This window comes from Hyphomicrobiaceae bacterium (assembly GCA_041397645.1).
Taxonomy (GTDB): domain Bacteria; phylum Pseudomonadota; class Alphaproteobacteria; order Rhizobiales; family Hyphomicrobiaceae; genus Hyphomicrobium_B.
In genome coordinates, this window is record JAWKWE010000005.1 from 335,459 (window position 1) to 356,465 (window position 21,007).

The 21,007-nt window shown below is 58.5% G+C and carries 16 protein-coding genes; 9 read left to right on the plus strand and 7 right to left on the minus strand.

Translation table 11 applies throughout. The features are described 5' to 3' along the window. Positions 1 to 493: 493 nt before the first annotated feature. Positions 494 to 2,014 (minus strand): leucyl aminopeptidase, encoded by a 1,521-nt coding sequence (locus R3D51_15365; GenBank protein ID MEZ5900861.1) that lies wholly within the window; start codon positions 2,012 to 2,014, stop codon positions 494 to 496. A gap of 498 nt (positions 2,015 to 2,512) precedes the next feature. Between R3D51_15365 and lptF the strand changes: the two genes are divergently transcribed. The 8 genes from lptF (at position 2,513) to R3D51_15405 (ending at position 12,427) form a co-directional block, all read left to right on the plus strand. After that, on the plus strand, positions 2,513 to 3,724 hold the full coding sequence (gene lptF, locus R3D51_15370; GenBank protein ID MEZ5900862.1) for an LPS export ABC transporter permease LptF: 1,212 nt from the start codon (positions 2,513 to 2,515) through the stop codon (positions 3,722 to 3,724). Continuing rightward, positions 3,721 to 4,812, plus strand: coding sequence for an LPS export ABC transporter permease LptG (lptG, locus tag R3D51_15375; GenBank protein ID MEZ5900863.1), 1,092 nt, complete (start codon positions 3,721 to 3,723; stop codon positions 4,810 to 4,812). The genes lptF and lptG overlap by 4 nt, the downstream gene beginning before the upstream one ends. Positions 4,813 to 4,815: 3 nt before the next feature. After that, entirely contained in the window at positions 4,816 to 7,329 is a 2,514-nt protein-coding gene (locus R3D51_15380) for an LPS-assembly protein LptD (protein ID MEZ5900864.1), read from the plus strand. 414 nt (positions 7,330 to 7,743) lie between these two features. Beyond that, positions 7,744 to 8,964, plus strand: a complete 1,221-nt coding sequence (locus R3D51_15385) for a peptidylprolyl isomerase (GenBank protein ID MEZ5900865.1) — start codon at positions 7,744 to 7,746, stop codon at positions 8,962 to 8,964. 1 nt (position 8,965) lies between these two features. Further along, complete coding sequence (gene pdxA, locus R3D51_15390; GenBank protein ID MEZ5900866.1) at positions 8,966 to 10,057, plus strand: 4-hydroxythreonine-4-phosphate dehydrogenase PdxA; 1,092 nt, start codon at positions 8,966 to 8,968, stop codon at positions 10,055 to 10,057. An 18-nt stretch (positions 10,058 to 10,075) separates the two neighbouring features. Next, positions 10,076 to 10,978 (plus strand): 16S rRNA (adenine(1518)-N(6)/adenine(1519)-N(6))-dimethyltransferase RsmA, encoded by a 903-nt coding sequence (rsmA, locus tag R3D51_15395; protein ID MEZ5900867.1) that lies wholly within the window; start codon positions 10,076 to 10,078, stop codon positions 10,976 to 10,978. 197 nt (positions 10,979 to 11,175) lie between these two features. Beyond that, positions 11,176 to 11,895, plus strand: a complete 720-nt coding sequence (locus R3D51_15400) for a hypothetical protein (protein MEZ5900868.1) — start codon at positions 11,176 to 11,178, stop codon at positions 11,893 to 11,895. After that, positions 11,843 to 12,427, plus strand: coding sequence for a hypothetical protein (locus R3D51_15405; protein MEZ5900869.1), 585 nt, complete (start codon positions 11,843 to 11,845; stop codon positions 12,425 to 12,427). The genes R3D51_15400 and R3D51_15405 overlap by 53 nt, the downstream gene beginning before the upstream one ends. A gap of 116 nt (positions 12,428 to 12,543) precedes the next feature. Here R3D51_15405 and R3D51_15410 read toward each other — a convergent pair whose 3' ends face one another. Then, positions 12,544 to 14,922 carry a TonB-dependent receptor gene (locus tag R3D51_15410; GenBank protein ID MEZ5900870.1) on the minus strand — a complete coding sequence of 793 codons (2,379 nt, stop codon included), beginning with the start codon at positions 14,920 to 14,922 and terminating at the stop codon, positions 12,544 to 12,546. Positions 14,923 to 15,193: 271 nt separating this feature from the next. On the opposite strand from R3D51_15410, the gene R3D51_15415 reads away from it, so the two are divergent. Continuing rightward, positions 15,194 to 16,468, plus strand: a complete 1,275-nt coding sequence (locus R3D51_15415) for a molybdopterin molybdotransferase MoeA (protein MEZ5900871.1) — start codon at positions 15,194 to 15,196, stop codon at positions 16,466 to 16,468. Here the strand turns inward: R3D51_15415 and R3D51_15420 are convergent. From R3D51_15420 to R3D51_15440, 5 genes are all read right to left on the minus strand, one after another. After that, positions 16,442 to 16,825, minus strand: a complete 384-nt coding sequence (locus R3D51_15420; protein MEZ5900872.1) for a hypothetical protein — start codon at positions 16,823 to 16,825, stop codon at positions 16,442 to 16,444. The genes R3D51_15415 and R3D51_15420 overlap by 27 nt on opposite strands. 169 nt (positions 16,826 to 16,994) lie before the next feature. Continuing rightward, entirely contained in the window at positions 16,995 to 17,291 is a 297-nt protein-coding gene (locus R3D51_15425; protein ID MEZ5900873.1) for a hypothetical protein, read from the minus strand. After that, on the minus strand, positions 17,291 to 17,542 hold the full coding sequence (locus tag R3D51_15430; GenBank protein MEZ5900874.1) for a MoaD/ThiS family protein: 252 nt from the start codon (positions 17,540 to 17,542) through the stop codon (positions 17,291 to 17,293). Before R3D51_15430 ends, R3D51_15425 begins: the two co-directional genes overlap by 1 nt. Positions 17,543 to 17,593: 51 nt before the next feature. Then, on the minus strand, positions 17,594 to 18,925 hold the full coding sequence (locus tag R3D51_15435) for an FAD-dependent oxidoreductase (protein ID MEZ5900875.1): 1,332 nt from the start codon (positions 18,923 to 18,925) through the stop codon (positions 17,594 to 17,596). A gap of 157 nt (positions 18,926 to 19,082) precedes the next feature. Further along, positions 19,083 to 20,930, minus strand: coding sequence for an aldehyde ferredoxin oxidoreductase family protein (locus R3D51_15440; protein ID MEZ5900876.1), 1,848 nt, complete (start codon positions 20,928 to 20,930; stop codon positions 19,083 to 19,085). Between the last annotated feature and the right edge of the window lie 77 nt (positions 20,931 to 21,007).

Genomic DNA, 21,007 nt, shown 5'->3' on the forward strand with positions numbered 1-21,007 from the left:
GGAGAAGCACGCAATTAAACTGGTCGAGGCAATGGCCTCGTATGGCATCTGCGGGTAGGCGTTTTCGTAGCGAAAGGCATAGAAGCCGAATGCTACGACTACGAGTAGAAGCAGCAGAGAATATCCCGTCCAGCGGGATACGGATTTGAGGAGCATTCCAAAGATAACCGCGAAATATGTTGAGTGGGAACCGGAGGTCCCAACGCCTTGGCCGGAGGTCGGCGTGATTTACAGTTATTCAGACATCAGAGCAAGTGCCGACGTCGTCGGTGTCTCAGCTATTTCGCATAAGACATATTATGGAAAGTGGCGACCAAGATGTTCTTTGTTTCAATATGAAACAGACATTAGGAATTTAGTCACAAGACCGCTGATCAAAGCGGTTTGGTACAACCTCGATGCGCCGTTCCCGGAAGTTGCAGAGCCGCCGCAAGCTGACGAAGCTTGGGACGGCCGCTTTGCAAAGGATCGTAGCCTGGGACTGGTCCAACGATTACTTCTCGTGGAACTCCGCAACGAACTTGTCTAGCAACCGCACGCCCCAGCCTGAACCCCAACTCGTGTTGATATCGCTCTTGGAGCCATCCATGGCTGTGCCGGCGACGTCGAGATGAGCCCAGGGCGTGTTGTCCTTGATGAAGCGCTGGAGAAAAGCTGCTGCGGTGCACGAGCCACCCCAGCGTCCACCGGTATTCTTCATGTCGGCGTTCTTGGAATCCATCATCTTGTCGAACGCCTTGTCGAGCGGCATTCGCCACACCTTCTCGCCGGTTGACTTGGAAGCCACCGACAGCTGTTCGGCGATCTCATCTTCCGACGCGAACATGCCAGCATACTCCTTGCCCAGCGCAATCATGATCGCGCCAGTCAGCGTCGCAAGGTCGATGATGAGTTTGGGTTTGAATTGCTCTTGTGCGTACCAGAGCACGTCGGCAAGCACGAGGCGGCCTTCGGCGTCTGTGTTGATGACTTCGATTGTCTGGCCCGACATCGAGGTGACGATGTCGCCTGGGCGCACAGCGTTGCCGGACGGCATGTTCTCCACGCAGCCGATCAGTCCGACGGCGTTGACATTGGCTTTGCGCTCAGCAAGTGCGTGCATCAGTCCAACCACGGCCGCCGCTCCGCCCATGTCGCCCTTCATGTCTTCCATGCCGGCTGCGCCCTTGATGGAAATGCCGCCGGTGTCGAAGATGACGCCCTTGCCCACGAAGCACACGGGCTTTGACGGCTTCTTGCTCTTGGAGCCGTTCCAGACCATCACCGCCATGCGCGATGGTCGTTCGCTGCCCTGACCTACACACAGGAGCGAGCCCATCTTCAGCTTCTCCATCGCCTTGACGTCGAGGATCTGCACCTCGACACCGAGCTTTTCGAGAGCTTTGGTTTTTTCTGCGAGTTCGACCGGACCGAGGATGTTGGCCGGCTCGTTGACCAGATCTCGTGCGACGTTGACGCCATTTGCGATTGCTTTGAGAGGCGCGAATGCCGTTTTGGCCTTGTCGGGATGGGCAACCTGGATGACGAGCTTCTTGAGTCCGTCCTTATCGTTCGCGTCTTCGCCGTTCTTCTTGGTGTGGTACTTCTTGAAGCTATAGTGCCGCAGCATCGCGCCTTGCGCCATGAGAGCCGCCACCTGCTCCACTTTCAGATCCTCCGGGCCCTCGATATCGACGATGATCGTAGCTACCGTGCCCTTACGCGCCTGGACGGCCGCCATGATGACGCCGCCTAGATCGACACAGGCCTGCTCCGTCAGCGCTGGGATCTTGCCCAATCCCACGACGCATAGGCGGTCGATTGCTGTTTTGGGCGGCGCGAGCACTTCGAGTGTCGATTTCATCTTCCCCTTGAAGTCTGCGGCTCCTGCCGCCTTCACCACGGCACCGGCCGATTTGTTATCGATGTCCTTTGCCTTCGGGCCAAGCTCCACTCCTTCAGCGGCTAGGATCACGCAAATGGGTTCATGATCTGCGTTGAGAGCTGCGAAGGAAATGTCGAGACGATCGGGCATCTTGGTGAGTTCTCCAAAAAACAAGGATAGCCAGGCGGGTGAAACTGGGTCGGCTGAGCCTCAGGGGTGGGTGGGTAGAAGAACAGAATGTTGTACGTCCGGCCTGTCGGTGGTGGCCGCCTCCAACGCGCCGCGTCACAAAGTTTGTGCGAGGGCAAACGCGAGGACACGGCAGATTAGATAGTTGCGGGAGCTTGGCAAGTCACGGGTTTTCACGTCGATGCCGGGCGCCTCGGGCAGAGTTGCGCAGGGGCTCTAACGTGGGGTGTGGCTTTATCCCCGACGACTGAAGTCCAAGCTGTAGCCCAATTGCTACTTACACATAACGCCTTCCAAGCAAGTCGAAATTCCGCCACCGTGCTATGGGACGCGGACGCATGAGGCGCTGTGATGGGGGCGCAGCGACGGGGGGCGCAAGGACGCCCAAGGGGGCGTCAATTCGGGATACCTGCCGCTTCGATTTATTCGGGGCTGGCTCAGACGCGGACATCGCGCGAAATGGGGATTTTTTCAAAGTACGTTTTCCGGCAAGCGGCGGGCGCATTTCTACTTATTCTTCTGTCGCTTACAGGGATCGTCTGGATCGCTCTGGCGCTCCGCCAGCTCAATGTCGTGACCTCGCAGGGGCAGGACACGATGATGCTTATCAGGATGACGACGCTGGCACTGCCCAATTTAATGGCGATCATAGCTCCCTTCTCTTTTCTGATCGCAGCCCTTCACACCCTCAACCGGCTCAATACCGATAGCGAGCTTATCGTCTTGTCGGCTGCAGGGTCGACGGTTTGGACAACGGCCAAGCCTCTGCTGATGCTGGCTTTATTCGTTTCCGCCGGGCTCGCCTTCGTCAATCATCTGGCGCAACCCTGGAGCATGCAGCTGCTCAAGCAATACATTGTTCAGGTGCGGACTGACCTTCTCACTCAGGTTATGCAGCCAGGTCGCTTTTCTAGTCCTGAGCCGAACCTGACGTTCCATATTCGCGAGCGCGCGCTGAACGGTGAATTGCTTGGGCTTCTCATGCATGACACGCGAGATAAGTCTCAGGCCCAAAGCTATCTGGCCGAGCGCGGTCAGATTGTGAAGCAGGATCCAACGGCCTACCTCGTCATGAGCTCTGGCCATATCATTCGGCGCACTGACCCCAAAGAACCTCCCCAGATCATCGCGTTCGACCGATATGCGGTGGATCTCGACCGCTTCGAGCCACAGGACGGCGGCGAAGGCGAGCTGAAGCCTAGAGAGCGCTATTTTTCCGAGCTCTACGATCCGGGCCCTGATAGCTCCTTATTCAAAACTCAACCGGGACAGTTCCGCTCCGAACTGCATGAGCGCTTCGCTAACCCCCTCTATCCATTCGCTTTCGCTCTTCTTGTCGTGGCCTTCGTCGGACAGGCTCGCTCGACCCGATCAAGCCGGATGGAAAATCTTGTCGTTGCGTTTCTCGTGGCTGCAGGGGCACGGTTGGCGGGGCTTGCCGTGAACAACTTGGTGGCAGTAAAGGCGAGCTACGTCCCGGTACTCTACGGCCTGCCCCTCGTGGCGATGCTGGCCGCCGTGTTGATCATCATGGCTGGCCAGCGCAATCAGAGGTCAGGGCCCTCAATCGGGGACCGTGTGCATAGCACCGTGGAACCGGTGATCGGAGCTGTGCGAAGCGCTTTTAATCCATTGCTGCCAAAGCGTTTTCGGTCGGGGGCGTCGCAATGAGACACTGGACGCTGACCCGCTACATCGGTGCGCGCTTCCTCCTTGGAATTTTCACGACCTTTCTCATCTGCTCGATGCTGATCTTCATGATCGACTTTGTCGAGTTGCTTCGCCAATCAGGTAAGTACGGGGAAGTCCCTGCCACAACTTTAGCCGGCATCGCGCTGCTGCGGCTGCCCGCCTATACCGAGTTCCTGTTTGGTTTCGCTATTCTGGTCGGCAGCATCGGTGCGCTTTTGTTCCTCAATCGCAAGAGCGAACTCGCCGTCATGCGTGCAGGCGGAATGTCGGTTTGGCAGTTTCTGACACCGGGCATCCTGGTTGCATTCCTGGTCGGGTTTCTAGGTGTGGTAGTCTACAATCCGATGGCCGCATCGGGGCGCGCAGAGGCCGAGAAGAAATTTGCGGAGGCCTTTGGCCGCGACGCCAATCTGCTCAAAGCCCAAGGAGGGGGCTCCTGGCTCCGTCAGGATGGGGCTGATGGCGAGTCCGTAATCGGCGCAGTGGCCGCCTCCAACCGGGGGCTCACGCTGACAGGGGTAATTGCCTTCGTTTATGATCGAGATGGGCACTTCTCGGAGCGCGTCGATGCGGCTGGGGCCGACCTCAAGGAAGGCTACTGGAGGATGCGCGATGTGTGGATTTCCAGGCTCGGCGAGGAGCCCCAAAAGTACGACTCCTATCTACTCTCAACCTACCTTACTCCAGACCGTGTCCAGGACGCCTTGGGAACGGTCTTCTCGGTGTCTGTCTTCGACCTCCCGGGACTGATCGAAGTTGCTGAAAAAGCGAAACTTTCCACCGAAAAGTTGCGTGTCCAATACGAGATGTTACTTGCACGCCCGTTGCTCTGTATTGCGATGGTCCTTTTGGCCGCAACTGTGTCTCTCAAGTCATTCCGCTCTGGACGCATCCAGACTATGGTCGGCAGTGGAATGGTCGGGGGCTTAGGATTCTTCTTGTTATCGGAAATTGCGAGACAAATCGGCGTTGCCGGTCTGGCCCCCGCTTGGGCGGCCATATGGCTACCTGTGATCCTGCTCCTGATCGTGGCGACAACGGTACTCCTGCACCAGGAGGATGGCTGAGTGATGCGTAAATCGCGGACACCGCAAGAGGGTTGCGGAACGTCACGCGGACTGGGCTGGTGGCGAGACGCTGCCGGCCCCGCATCTGTTTTTGTTTGCCTTCTCGCCTTTTTCGCGGTTGCCGTGCCCCTGTTTGCCGCCTCCAAAGCCAACGCCCAAGACCCCAGCATTCTCGGCACCCCATCGACCAAGAAGAGCTCGTTCGGCAAGACGAACGGGAGCATGTTCGGCAAGATCGACAAGCACCTCGACAAGGCTGCCCCGCTCAATCTGCAAGGCGATCAGCTGATCTACGACACCCAGGGCAATCGGGTCATCGCACGCGGCAACGTCGAAATTTTCTACAACGATTACATTCTGACGGCAGACGAGGTGGTCTACGATCAGAACGCCTCGACACTGACTGCCGTCGGCAATGTTACGCTCAAGGAGCCTCAGGGCAACATCGTGCGCGCTGACCGCTACACGCTGACCGACGATTTCCGTGACGGCTTTGTTCAGTCCTTGAGCATCGTTTCGAAGGACGACACCAGCATCACGGCCGAGCAGGCGACCCGCCGCGAGGGGAATGTCACCGAATTCCGCAATGGCCGGTTCACGCCTTGTAAGTCCGACGGCTCCACCCCGCCGCTTTGGTGTTTGAGCGCAGCGCGCATCATTCACGACAAAGATGCGCAAACGATCACCTATCAGGATGCGACGTTCGACATCTACGGACAGCCGGTCCTCTATCTGCCCTACTTCCAGCATCCCGACCCGACGGTGAAGCGAAAGTCAGGGTTCCTGACCCCCGGCTTCGGCCAATCCCAGACGCTCGGTTTCATGACCGAGATCCCGTACTATTTCGCGCTGGCACCGAACTACGATTTCACCTTCAAGCCCGGATACCTGTCGAAGCAGGGCATCATGTGGGGCGGCGTGTGGCGTCATCGTTTGGAGAACGGCGAATACACCGTGCAGTTTGCAGGCATCGACCAGAACTGGCGCGACCTGCCTGTTCCCGATGCGCCCTACACCGACAACCGGCAGGAATATAATGGCTGGCGCGGCACAGTTGAAACCAGGGGACAGTTTGCGCTGTCGAGCTGGTGGAAGCTCGGCTGGGACGTGACGCTGGAAAGCGACGACCAGTTCCGCCGCTTCTATAAATTCGACAACATGCTGCTGACCGACCGCGTCAACCAAGTCTATCTGACGGGCCAGTCAGATCGGAATTACTTCTCTGCGCGCTTGTACCACTTCGGTGGCCTGCTTCTCGACGACACGCCCCAATCGGAGAGCTACACGCACCCGATCATCGACTATAACTATGTGTTTGCTGATCCGGTCTTGGGCGGCGAGTTGAGAGTGGACAGCAACTTGCTGTCCTTCACCCGTGTCGACGGCGCGACGCTGTATAATCCCGTTACGCATGTCGCCGATGGCTACAAGAACCAGGATATCCAACGTCTTACGACGGAAATGAAATGGCGCCGCAGGCTGACAGACAGCCTCGGCATCACCTATACGCCGTTCGCCAATTTGCGCGGCGACATCTACCAGTTCAATGATTTCACCGACCCGGAATCCTTCCAGCTGAATGCAAACGGAGATCCCATCCTCTATACGGGTCAGCTGGTGAGCTCAGACACGACATTCCGCGGTATAGCCGCTGGTGGCGCCACTGTGAGCTATCCGTGGGTTGCAAATACTGCCGGCGCGAGCCACATCATCGAGCCCATTGGCCAAATCGTGTCGCGCCAGGATGCTGTTACCCAGCGCCGGCTGCCCGATGAGGACGCGCGCAGTTTGGTGTTCGACGACACCAACCTGTTCGAGGTGTCGAAGTTCTCAGGCTATGATCGTACGGAAATGGGCACCCGCGTGAACGCGGGCGTTCAATACACGTTCCAGTCCAACGACGGCGGCTATGCGCGCTTCCTCGCCGGTCAGAGCTATCACCTGACGGGTGATAACGTGTACGCAAATCCGGGCTTTGATGATCAGGGCAACCTGCTCTACTCGGCCTACAGCGGACTGGAGACGGATCGTTCTGACTATGTACTGGGCGCCTACATTGCGCCGACCGACAGCTTCCGGCTGATATCGCAAAGCCGGTTCGACCAGTCCAGCTTGGGTTTGCGTCGTCAGAGCACGGGTTTGAATTACTCATACGGCCCGCTGGATATTACGGGCGTTTACAGCTACGCAGCGGCGGATTCGTTGGTCGAACAGCAAGGCTCGCAGCAGGAAGTACAATCGGCGCTCAATGTCCAGCTGACCGATCGCTGGAGCGCTGGCGCTGGTGTGCGCTACGATATCGATGCTAGCCAGCTGTTGTCGGACTTCATCTCGGTCAAATACGCCGACGAGTGCTTCGTGCTGACCGCGACTTACTCGGAAAGCTACTATAACAGCGACACCATTCAGGACGATCGCACTTTGATGCTGCGCTTTGAACTCAAGCATTTGGGCGAGTTCAACTACGCCTCAGATACTCTCGACTTCGCGTTCGGCGGCACGGAGCGCACGAACTGATCGCGCGCAATCCTCCCAGGGCGCGAATTTGGTGCGGCTCCTTTTCCTCCTTGATCAATCGATCGGATAACAGGCCTTCTGAAACGCGGTTAACCCGTATTTCTGCGCGGTCGGGGGACCATTCGAGCGCTTTCTATAGCTGCCGGAGTACGCTATGTGCCCCCGTGAAAGCCTGAGCTAAAGGCTGTGTTCCCGGGCCCGTCACGGCGATGCCATTGTTTGTGGATAACGCGGCAGGGAGCCATTGTTTTGGATTAGGCTTCCCAAGCGGTCGAGTCGCGCTTGCCTTGTGCGCTTGGCCCGCAAGAATAGCACTTCAGCAAGACATGAGCTTCCGCCCGGCCGGAAGCTCAAAAGGCTTGGCGGTTCGGCACGTCCCGCCACCAAACATATGCAGGGTTGACCATACGGGCCATGGAATTAGCCAAACACACGCTTCGTGTCCTTGTTCTGACTGCGCTCGGCGCTCTTATTTTCGCGCCGCCACTCGCGACGCCGGCCGGCGCTCAAATGGTAATGCGCGGCCCCAACAATGAGGGCACGCCTCCAGGAAAAAGTGCCGTCAGCAAGACGGCTGCGTCTTCCAAAAAGAAATCCATCAATACGGAGCTGTCCATCGTTGCTCTTGTTAATGACGAACCCATTACCGGCTATGAAGTACGTCAGCGCGCGGAGATGCTTTCTGGCGGCGCGGTCGGCGAATACGTGAAGAACAACGTAGAAGCGCGTTGGAAGCAGATTATTACGGGCAAGAAGATCCAGGAAGAGTTCCAAGCCTATGCGCGCAAACGTCAGCCGCGCAGCAAGGAAGAGCTGGAAAAGATCCAAAAAGAGTTCGTTATATCCAAGCGCAACGCGATGCTTGCTCAGCTGCAGGCTGAGGCGCGATCGAAAACCAGCACTAAGTCCAGCAGCGAAGCCTTAGATGAACTTATCGACGAAAAGCTGAAGATGCAGGAGGCCAAGCGACTGGGGGCGACTGCAAGTCCGTCCGAGGTAGATGCCGTGATCAAGAGCATTGCCGATCGCAACAAGATGACCGTCGAGCAGCTGACGAAGAACCTTGGCGGAACGCTGGACCCCATGAAACAGCGTATCGGAACCACCCTCGCTTGGCAGGACGTTATTCGCCGCAAATTCGGCCACCAGATCGCTATCGCAAGCAGTGACGTCGATAGGTATGTTGCAGCATCGGGCGGCGGTGAGGATCAAGTCGAGTTGCAGGTCCAGCGCGTCAGGATCAACATGCCAGCTCAGATAGAACGCGGCGGTGTTGCCCAGCGCGTCACTCAAGCGGAAGCCCTGCGCGCCAAGTTTACGGGTTGCGACGCAACTGCCAAATTAGTGGCTGGGCAGCCGGGTGTGCACTTTGAGGATCTGGGCAAACGCAAGCCCGCGTCGTTCCCCGAGCCTACGCGATCCTTGCTCCTCAATGCCAAAGACAACGAGATGCTGCCTCCCTCGGTGACGGAAGATGGCATCGACATGTTCGCCGTTTGCGGTCGCGACGTAGTTAAGGCCGAGGATGCTCGGCGCTCGCAGGCTGAGGGTGAACTCAAGCAGAAAGAGTTCGATCTGCTTGCCAAGCGTTACTTGAAGGATCTTCGACAGGACGCCCATATCGAGTACCGATGAAATGAAACGCCCTAGTGCTGTTTCTGGTTCAGACTTCGACGTTGGTGCATCGGGGCGCGTTGCGCCATTGGCATTGACGATGGGCGATCCCGCCGGGATCGGGCCTGAAATTGTGCTGAAGGCTTGGATTGCGCGCGCGCTAAACGCGCTGCCGCCCTTCGTCTATTTCGGTGATCCGAACGTTCTAGAGGAACGTGCCCGGGCGCTGGGTGCGAAAGTTCCTATTGCCCCCGTGTCCGACATGGCGGCGGCGAGTGCACAGTTCGAAAGCGCCCTGCCCGTTGTTCCCATTGCCGTTGGCGTCCCTGTAGAGCCGGGAACACCCAATGCCGCGAACGCTCCGGCGGTTATCGCTGCCATTGAGCGTGCCGTTGCTGAGGTGGCGCAGGGCCAAGTCCGCGGCATCGTCACAGCGCCGATCGCCAAATCTGTGTTGTATGGAGCAGGCTTTGCCCATCCAGGACATACGGAATTTCTCGCGACGCTCGCTGGTCGTCACTGGCCTCATGCCGCGGCCCGGCCGGTCATGATGCTGGCGAGCGAGGTTTTGCGCGTGGTGCCGGCCACCATACATGTGCCGCTCAAGAGCGTGCCGGGGCTCATCACCCCTGCCCTCATCGCCGACACTGTGCGGATTACGTGGAACGCGTTGCGCGATCAATTTGATATTCCCGTCCCCCGTATAGCGGTCGCCGGGTTAAACCCACATGCGGGCGAAGACGGCAGTATCGGGCGCGAAGATATTGACATCATCGCACCCGCAATCACCGCATTACAAGCCGCCGGCCTTAGGGTGAGCGGGCCCCATTCCGCCGATACGCTCTTTCACGCCGAGGCAAGGTGCGGGTATGACGCGGCGGTGTGCATGTATCACGATCAGGCTCTGATCCCGATTAAGACGTTGGCATTTGACGAAGGCGTCAACGTCACTTTGGGGCTTCCCTTCGTTCGAACATCTCCCGATCATGGGACGGCCTTCGACATCGCAGCACACGGCATCGCGCGCGAGACAAGTCTGATTGCCGCCATAAAGCTTGCCGGCAGGCTTGCCCATCCTCGTCCCGCCAGTTGCGGCGGTGCATCCGTCGTCTAACGCTTTATATAGCCAACCATGGTCACGCACGACGACAGCCCAAATGTGCCACGCGGTACGCCGCCCGACGGCTTGCCGTCGCTTCGGTCTGTGATTGAGACACACGAACTCGCCGCCAAGAAGTCGCTTGGTCAGAACTTTCTTCTCGACCTCAATATCACTCGTAAAATCGCCCGGGCGCTGGGAAGTCTCGAAGGACGCACCGTCGTCGAGGTGGGGCCTGGACCTGGCGGTTTGACCCGTGCGCTGTTTATGGAAGGAGCCGCGCGGGTCTTCGCCGTTGAACGCGATGAAAGGTGCAAAGGCGCGCTTGAAGAAATCGCAGCTCGTTATCCCGGTCGCCTTGATGTTCACTTTGGAGATGCGCTTGATGCCGACTGGAAGGCGCTGATAGCAGCTGCGGATGGGCCGGTTTCGATTGCGGCGAACCTGCCTTATGGCGTCGCCACACAGTTGCTGGTCGGTTGGCTCGAAACCGCGCCATGGCCGCCGTGGTACGATCGTATGGTGCTGATGTTCCAGCGCGAAGTGGCCGAGCGCATCGTGGCGGCCGAAGGTTCCAAAGCCTACGGGCGCCTCTCCGTGCTGGCGCAGTGGAGAACGCGCGCGCGCATCATCTTGCACCTACCTGCAGAGGCCTTTACACCGCCGCCGAAGGTTGCATCGGCGGTGGTCGAGTTTCTACCAATCCCTGCTCCACAACCCGATTGCAGGGTGGAAACGTTGGGCCGCGTAACAGCGGCCGCGTTCGGGCAACGACGCAAAATGTTGCGCCAATCGCTAAAGTCGCTTGTGGCGATGCCAGAGCTCCTTCTGCAAGAAGCCGGCATCGCACCCACTGAACGCGCGGAACGCTTGAAGGTGGAAGACTTTGCGCGTCTGGCGACTATCCTTGAGCGCGACAAGACGCGATCGTCCTAAGCGGAAGATCCCACGGGTTTGAACGCGACCGCTAAGCCAGGTGCGCGTTATGTAAAATCACGCATATCGCAATTTGCGGCTCCCCTTTGATTTAGGCTTGAATGCGTTGCTCCTTATGTCAATTGAAACGCACCGCCTGTTCGCGTTATATGCGTTATATGCGCTCAACAATAACGGCACGCCGGCTTTTGGTCGGTATGGACGACACCGATAATCTTGAAAGCCGCGGCACCGGCTTCCGCGCGCGTGAGTTCGGCCGTCAGTTGATGGAAGAGAACTTGGCCCAAGTGCGAGGTATCAGCCGCCATCAGCTCTACGTTCACCCAGACATTCCCTATACCTCCCACAACAGCGCGCTCTGTCTCGACATCGACTGGCACGGCGGGGAGCTTGATGTTCTGATCGACATGGCGCGGGGCTTTCTTGAAGTCTACGCAGCCGAGGGATCGGACGCCGCCTTTTCTGTTGTGGCCTTTGATGACGTCCTGGAAGAAGTGATCGCATTTGGATTGCGCGCAAAAGAGGAAGTGCTCACCAAGGCGCAAGCACAAGAGCTGGCACAACGCAGCAATATTCACCTGGAGGGCGTGACTGGTGACCACGGCGGGATCATCGGTGCGCTCGCCTGCGCAGGTCTTCGCAAGAGCGGCCATGACGGGCGCTTCGTATGGGTGAGGGGCGTGCGAGATCTCGACGGTGTCACGACCGTCGGGCACTTGATGGCCAATACGGGCATCGACCTGCTGCAAGCAAAGACCAACGAACCAATCAACGAAACGGATCGGATCGACGTTGCGCCCTGGCCCAGGCCCGTGCTGCTCGATCACAAAGCCGTTCTTCTCATCGAAAGGGTGGAGGGAAACAATGCTCAGTGCGAATGGAAAATTGTCCCCCGCGAAGGGACTAGGCACTATTGAATTCGTCGGCCCGCTGACGCTGGGCCGATTGGCGTTTCTGATCAGTTTGGGCGTGCTGACATACGTGCTGCACAAGACTTTCCACTATCCGCTCAAGATGCCGGGACATCACGGTCTAGAGGCCATGGCTTTGCTGGTTCTGGGGCGGTTGTCTTGTACAAACCCCTTCTCCGCGACGATCGTTTGCCTTTCAGCACTTACGAGCGCGAGCTTTGCAACGGGCATGGGACACGACGCGAGCTCCGCGCTTCTCGGATTAGCGCCGGGATTGCTGGTCGATGCAGGCGTTCTGCTGTTTAAGAACTGGCGTGCGCAATTCTTCGTTCTTCCATTACTTGCCGCGCTGGGACATGCGACCAAGCCGCTGATCCGCTCTGGGATTTTCGAAACCACAGGTATTAATTTCGGCTCGCTTCGCCACGGCCTCGCCTACCCGCTGACAACGCACTTTTGTTACGGGCTGGCAGGCGGCTTGTTGGCCGCGCTGCTTTGGCGGATTACCGTGCGGCGTTGGAATCGCGAAAACGTATGACGCAACCGAACCCCGCTAGTGCCGATCTCAAACAAGAGGCGCGAGGAACACCTTCCTCGCGCCTGTTTTTTTACAAATCTGCTTTTAGAACACCATGGGTGCGAGCCGCCCAGCGCCTAGAACTTCGCTCTTAATCCCGCAAAGAACGTGCGGCCGGGCTGCTCAAAGCCGAGTGTTTCCGCGTAGTCCTCATCGAACAGATTGTCGATGCGCCCGAACAACTGAGCGTTAGTGCCGTAGATGTCTTGTGAAGCACCGATGTTGACCACGTTGTAGCTGTCTAGTTCGAGTGCCGTAACGGGGCCGGAGCCGGTAGAAAGCGCGTAGCTGCCGGCGATGTAGATGTAGTCGGCCGAAAGCGTCAGTCCGGTATCAAATCGGTAGCTTGCTGAAGCTGAGATCTTGTGAGCGGGTCTGTTTTGCAGCTTGGACGTGTTATCAATCCCGGGATCTTCATTGGTTGCCTCAAGATAGCTATAGCTGGCCCACAGATCGAGATTTTGAATTCCGCGATAACGCGCCGTCGCTTCCACGCCCTGGAACGTAAGCTGTCCGATGTTGGTGAAGATCTGATTTTCGCGTTCGATGAAGTTTGTAGCATCGATACGGAACAAGGCGACGCTAAAGAACGCTTTGAGTTCAGGCAGTGTCTGCTCGACAGCGACTTCGTAGTTTTGCGTTACCTCCGTCTTCAGGTCCGGATTGCCGCCGGTAATGTCATACAGGTCGCGCAACGTGGGGAAGCGGATCTTGCGCGCAACCGATCCGCGCAAGGCGGTTGTATCGGTGACCTGCAACCGCAGGCCCGCGATATATGTGTAGCCGTCATTTGTCTCGCTCTCACGATGTTGCGAGGCGTACCCGGAACCGAGGACGGCGGTAAGGCCAGGAGCAAGCGTCATCTCCTGCTCGGCCGCAGCTGAGAACACCTGAATGTCGTGATCGGTGTCGAAGTCGTAGCGTTTCTTGCCGGGGCAGTTGCCACCACCACCACCACCACCACCACCACCACCTCCTCCTCCTCCTCCTCCTCCGCCACCACCACCTCCGCTGGAGGGAATGCAGAAGCCGGTCGAGGCCCAGGACTCGTTGCGGCCATCGAGCGCAATCGTCAGCTGATTGCCTTCGTAACCATAGAGGGCTTGAAGACCACCGCCGCCAATAGACGTCGTAGCGTCCTCGTGGCTGGAGTTGGTCTTCGTCTGCGTGGTGAAAGTGGCGTCGTCGTAGCTGTCGGTTACTTCATTCAACCGATTGTAGTAGGCCGTGGGACGGATCGAGAAAAGCTTGCTCAACCGGAACCAGCTTGAGGTCTGGATCGAAAAATTCTCGTAGTCGTGGACGCGCTCAAAGCGTGTGCGCGGAACATATGCGGACTCTGGCAACGCATTTTTGTCGCCGCTGGCAATCGTGGCCGGAGGCTTTCCGTATTCACCTGTCCTGTAATCGAGGCTGACGCCGATCTTGGCATACTGCGATGGCGTCCAGGTCATGTTGCTGTAAAACGCGCGATCCTGCCGGTCGCTATTGACGCGCTCGTCGGTCGGCTGCTGCTTTGTCGGCGTGAAATCGTGCGACAGGTCGTAGTGATCCTGGTCCAGACCCGATGCCGACATGAAAGTCTGGAACGCACCTGATCCGTAGCTTGCGGTTGCGCGTTCTTGAGTGCCGCGTTCTGGACTCCATTCGGCTTGAACGCTGCCGTGCAGGCCTTCGGCGGCACTTTTCGTGATGATGTCGATGACGGCCGCGTTTCCTCCAGGGCCGTAGAGCACGGAGCTGGCGCCGCGTGTGACCTTGATCTTGGCGATGTTCTCAACGGGAATTGTGCGCGGGTCGAACTGACCATCTGCCGTCGAGTTCAGCGGTACGCCGTCCATCAGCAGCATGATGTTACGCGTGCGCATGCCGCGAATGTCTATGCGGGGCACGCCATCTGCCGCGTTGCGAACAAACAGCCCCGGAACAAGGTCGATGGCTTCGTCCAGGGTCCGCGCGCCGGACAGTTCGATGTCTTTGGCTGTGACGACACTGACGGAGGCGACCTTCTCGACGATGCGCTGATCGCTGCGACCGGAAAGATCGCCGTCTCCTTGTCCAGTTCCCTGACTTTGACCGGCAGCTGAACCTGCACCTTGGCCAGTTGTATCGGCGGCCACTCCGCCGCCCTCGTCTCCGCCCTGCGATCCACCGCCGCCGCCCGAAGCCTTTTTCTTTTTCGGAGCAGGCCCTGATGTTTGGGCAGCAACGGTCGCTTTCTTTGCTTTGGGTTTAGAGGCCGGATTGGCGGCCAGATCCTTCGTGGTGACGACCACGGAGGGCAACTCGTAGGCGGGCTCTCCTGTGTCACCAACATCGGCCGCGTCAGATGAGCCGGTCGCGGTTTGGGCCCAAGCGCCAGACAGTGAAGCTATGGAAAAGGCGACGATCAATGCGCAATGTGCGCAATAGCTCCCACGCAGCCGCGCTGGGCGGCGGGCCATCAAACCACGCATTACTAAACCCCCATACTCTTACGCAGCGTCTTCCAGCTGCAGCGAAATAAGGGGCCGCGGTCACTTCTTTATGCTTTGACCCGTTAGCGCACCCGCTATGTCGCTGCGTCCATAACGGCACAACAAGGGTGCTCAGCTCAAGTTGCTCTTTCACTCTCGTGACATGTTCAGCAATATTCGATGTAATAGCGCCACACAGACGTTCTGCGATTAACCATATCGGCCCTCACCGTTATGGCGATGACATCGCTGGGATTTTCGAGGGAGCCTCATGGCCCAACTGACGGACGATTGTTTTGCTTTTGGCGGGCCGTTGTTGTCGGTCGACGACGTTGGGCGGTTGATCCGCGAGCGTGTCATGCCGGTCCCTCAGACTGAGGCAATAGCCGTCAGCGCCGCGCGAGGCCGTGTTCTCGCACAAGACACCACCGCTTCGGTCGCCTTGCCTCCCTTCGATAATTCCGCCGTCGATGGCTATGCCGTGCGCCATCAGGACCTTCAGACCAACGCCGAGACGCGGTTGAAGGTGACGTCTCGTTTGCTTGCAGGCCACGGCGCCACCGATCCCATCGAGCCAGGTACGGCGACGCGCATCTTTACCGGCGCACCTATGCCGACGGGCGCGGACACTGTTTTCATGCAGGAGGATTGCAAAGTCGATGGCGATTATGTGCTGCTGCCCGCCGGATTGAAGCCGGGGGCCAATCGTCGCCTCAAAGGTGAGGACGTGCGCGAAGGTGCCGTGGTTCTGCGTGCTGGCGTGCGTCTTGCGCCCCAACATCTCGCGATGGCCTCCGCCGTGGGCACGACAATGCTTAAGGTGCGGCGACGCATAAGGGTTGCGTTATTTTCGACCGGCGATGAGATCGTTGAAGCCGGTAGTCCGCTTCCGCCTGCGGCGGTCTACGATGCCAATCGCACGTTGCTGCGCGGCCAAGCTGAAGCTCTGGGGGCAGATGTCAGCGATCTCGGGATCCTAGCCGACGAACCCGAGGCGCTTGCGCGTGCGCTCGGCGAAGCCGCTGCTTCCCATGATCTCGTTTTGACGTCTGGTGGTGTTTCGACGGGCGAAGCCGACTATGTGCGCACAGCCGTGGAGGCGATGGGCGCGCTGACCTTTTGGCGCACGGCCATCAAGCCCGGTCGTCCCGTCGCCATGGGGGTCTTGCGTGCGCCCAATGGTGAAGCGTGCGCCTTCTGCGGATTGCCCGGCAATCCAGTAGCCGCTTTCGTCACCTTCGTTCGTATTGTGCGCCCGTTACTGCTCCAGCTTTCTGGCGCGCACTTTGAAGACTTTATTGCGCTGCCGGTTAGGTCCGCCTTCTTTTACAAGAAGAAAGAAGGACGCCGTGAGTACGTCCGCGTCTCGTTGAGCCGTGCAGAAGACGGCATCATTGAAGCCACGAAATACGCGCAGGACGGCGCGGGCGTCATTAGCTCACTAACCTCGACAGATGGATTGGTGGAGTTGCCCGAAGACAGCAAAGGCGTAAAGCCCGGTGACAGCATCAACTTCATCTCATACGCCGCTCTGATTGGCGGGTAATCTTTCCGCTAGTTCCAAATCCGCACCTAATAGTCCCACTCTCGCGCAGGCGGGAAACTTCGCGATTGCGGCCTGGTCGAAATAATTGCGAGTTGGATTATGTAATTCGCGTTTGCCGGACACACCTTCGAGCGAGGCGGCTTCAAACGGCAGGCTCATGATTTCGTCGATCAGGCCTTCTTGGAGGCAACGTGTCAGCGTCCAATACCGATAGGGTTGCTCGAACTGTTTTGCTTGATTGAAACTTTTGATAAGCCCTGCTTCGTCATCGATAAGCATCGGAAAGGCTGCGTGCATTGACGTCGAAGACACGCCTGCCGGATTCGCAAAATGCCTATTTAGATCCATCGCAGTCACCCACCGTTGTTCGCATGTCGGAGTGGACTGCTACGCTTGGACGCTGACCGCTCCCTTACGGGTCAGAGATAGGTTGTGTATGGAGGTCCGGCATCGATTTTGCCGTGTGGAAATGCTCGCGATGACAGTTTCCGGGCTCGCCAATCCGTTGCGTCATGCGCGATGGGAATTAGCCGCCTCCGCGTTGGAAGCAGATGTCGAAACGATGCAAGAACTGCGCTTCCGATTCGGGGCTGGTGGCATCGAATACAAGTGTGACGATCGCTTGTGGCAAGGCCAGCAACCCGCCAAAAGTCTTGCTGGGTGCAGGAGCGTATCTGATTTCTACCGATCCAGGTTGGAGCGCGAAGAGCGGATTGCCATCAGCGCTGTTCGTGTGCGGTCCGAGTTTCGCAATCGAAGCGGCAAACTCTTCACGCGACAGCGACATCGTGCGTTGGTTGGCGAAAGGCATTCGCGCAGTCATCAGCCGCCTGCAACTGGAGGCCAGACGGCGACCGCGTCGCCCGGACTTAACTTCACGGAGCCGCGCACGGCGGGGGCTTGGAAATGACCGTTGAGCAGAACGAGGTGGCAGGCTTGCGGAGGCACGTTGTAGCGGTCGAGCAACTCGCGAATTGTGGTGCCTTCCGCGACGTCGATCTGGGCAACGTTCTTCTCGGCGTTATCGGGTAGATAAGCGCCGAGCGAAGCGTACAGTTTCAGCGAAACCTGCATGTCGCGCGCACCCCACGTCCTTTCTGCTCCACGGTCTGTGTCCGCACGACATTACCGAGCAATAGCATCGACCAACTCAGGGCTATGTACCGGAGCCTTGGTGACCGGACCACCCGGAATCTGGCGCGGCCAACCTTGAGCGATCGCGACGTAGGCCTCGCGGAAACGCTCAGGCTCTTCCATCAGTCGCTGCTTCCATTTCCCAAGCTTAAACTCCGACTGAATGAGTCCACGCAGAACGCCGATGTTATCAGTTGTATCCACGCACTGTGCGCCCACAAGCTTATCGCCAAGGAAGTTGAGCTTCAGGTACTTGAAGTTCTTCTCGTCGGTTACGCTTGCAGTTTCACCGCCCGGTGCACCCTGCCACAGACCGAAAGACGACGAAATAAGCCCCATAGTGTCGAGGACGTTCATGTTGAGCGATCCGCGATGGGCGGTTTTCTGCCCGGCCATGTTTTGTCCTGCCAAGCGTCCATGTTCGACCGCGACAGGCTGAATAGCCAGCATATCCGGCTTGCCTGTAGACAGATCGATGCCTTCGCAGCAATCGCCAGCGGCATAGATGTCGGGAACAGTGGTTTGCAGATACTCGTTGACGACGATGCCATGGTTCACCTTGGCGCCCGTTCCAACGAGAAGGCCCGTGTTGGAACGCACGCCTGCTGCGAGCACGACGAGACCGGCGGGAATGAATTCACCGTTCGATAAGCCAACCGAAAGCTTGGACCCGCCCACGCCGCTTGCTGGCCAGATGCGCTCGACTTTGGTGTTCGTCAGCACGCGCACTCCAAGATTAGTGCACCAGCGTCCCAGCATGCCGCCAGCCGTCTCGTCCATCATGCGCGCCACCATCCGCGGCGCAATCTCAACTACGGTCAACTGGCACCCGGTTTGATGCAGAGCTTCCAGAACGATACATCCGATGAAGCCGGCGCCGACGAGAACGACCGGCTGGCCCGGTCCGACGATCTTGGCGATCTCGCGGGCATCCGAAAGCGTCCAGCAGGTGTGCACGCCCGGCAGGTCGTGTCCCTCGATACGCGGGATGATCGGTGATGCGCCCGTCGCGAGCAGAAGCCGATCGTACTTGATGGGCTCGGTGGCCGTCGTCCATAGGGTCTTTTCGGTGGGATCGATGCCTGAAATGCGCGCGTTGCGGTACTTGATACCGAGGCGATCGTAGTGACCATTCTGTTGGCGCAGATGAGTCCCCTTCTCCTCGATGTCGCCGTGCAGAAGGTAAGGAATCGCCATGCGCGAATAGGGTACTTCACCCTCCCCGCCGATAAGCGTGATCTCAGCGGACTTGTCGAGGCTGCGAATGGTCTCTGCAGCGGTAACGCCCGCGGGCCCCGATCCAACGATCACGTGATGCATCATGCTCCTCCGTATTTTTTCGTTGCGCCGGGACCGGTTTCGCGTCCCTGACGAAAAAGGCCCGTCTGAATTGTGGTTCAGACGGGCCTCGCGTTCAACTGGTCAAGCCTGGGCAGGCAAGTCCGACGACACGCGGGCGCGCGCCGGCGCCTGCGATCTCTCAGAGTGAAAGACGTGACAGCGTCTCGTTCGTCGGCACGCCTTCCTTCGTCCAGCCGCGCAGCTCGTAGTATTCGGGCAGCATCTTATCGAGGCCGTTGACGAGGCCCTTGGCGGGTCCCGTCTCTGCAGCTTCTTTTAGCAGTCGCGGCGGAAGCGTGTCATCCTTCGCCGTAAGCCCAGCGCGGTTGTTGAAGATGCGCTCCATGTTCCAAATGCGTTCACCGGTTTCCAGAAGACGCTCTGGCGACCATTCGCCTTCGCAGGCCGCGTCGACCTGCGGGGCAATGTCGTTCAGCGTCCACCCGAAGGTCGTGAATACGCAAAGGCCCGAGCTATCGACGGCGGCCGTGGCATCCTGGAAGGCTTTGACGAGCGCAGCCTTGCCGTCGGTGACCAGCGGATCGGTTTTAACCGGAATGCCGAGAATTTCCGACGAGACCGTGTAGGAGCGCAGGTGGCAGGCGCCACGGTTGGAAGTTGCATAGGTCAGACCCATGCCCTGAATGCCGCGCGAGTCATAGGCCGGGAACTCTTGTCCCTTGACCGACATCGACAGATCCGGACGTCCGTACTTGGAGCACAGGCGCAGAGACCCTAAACCCAACTCCTTGCCAAATCCCTCGCCTTTGCCGGTCAACTCAACGCACTGGACCAAAGCTTCAGCCGATCCGAACTTCAAATCGATACCGCCGGTGGTCTCTTTCGTGATGAGACCGAGATCGTAAAGTTCCATCGCTGCCGACACGGTCGCGCCGAACGAGATCGGATCCATGCCCTGTTCATTGCAGATGAAATTCACAAAGGTCAGCGCTTCAAGATCGTTAACTCCGGTATTGCAGCCCAGCGCCCATGCCGCTTCGTACTCAAGACCGCCAGAAGCATGCCAGTACTCAGGACGGTTCTTGATGGTGAAGTGACCCTCGTCGATTTTGGAAATACGCCCGCAGGCGATCGTGCAGCCAAAACACGCCTGGTTGGTCAGCAGGTTTTTCTTACCGTCCGTTTTGCGCGGCGTGACCATCGCTTCAGCCGAGATGTCGTGTGCGCCCTCGAACTGAACTTGGCGGTGGTTGCGGGTCGGCATGGCGCCGGCCTCGTTGATGACGTTCATCAGCACCTGGGTGCCGTAGGCTGGAAGGCCCTGGCCGGTCACCGCATTGGCTTGAAGTACCTTCTTGCCGTCGGAGGTGGCTTTGAGGAACGCTTTGCCGTCCTTCACCTTGACACCGCCGGTGCCCCGTACCGCGATCGCCTTCACATTCTTGGAGCCCATCACGGCGCCGACGCCTGAGCGGCCCGCAGCGCGATGCAGATCATTGACGACCGCTGAATAGAGGCAGCCCTTCTCACCTGCGAGCCCAATGCAGGCGATGTGCATCATGGGGTCTTGATGTTCTTTTTTGATCCACTCGTCCGTGTTCCAGACGCTGGTGCCCCAGATGGCGGAGGCGTCGCGGATTTCGCACACGTCGTCCATCACGCTGATGTAGACGGGCTTTGGCGACTTGCCTTCGAGGATGATCATATCCCATCCCGCGAACTTGAGTTCCGCGCCGAAGTAGCCGCCGGAGTTCGAACAAGCAATGGCGTTTGTCAAAGGGCCTTTGGTGATGACCGAATAGCGCCCTCCGGTAGAAGCCGCCGTGCCCGTCAGCGGACCGGTTGCAAATATAAGCTTGTTGGCAGGGCTCATGGGATCGACGCGCGGGTCGATCTCTTCCAACAGGTACTTCGTGGCCAGACCGCGCTGGCCAAGATACTTCTGTGCCCACTCCATATTGAGGGGTTCGGTCTTTACCGTGCCGGCCGTCAGATCAATCCTGAGAATTTTACGTGCCCAACCCATCGGTATCTCCTTTGGTCACTTTGGCGCTTGCTGTTGGGGCCTGTTGTGGCCGCCCTAACCGCTAGCGATGTTTGATA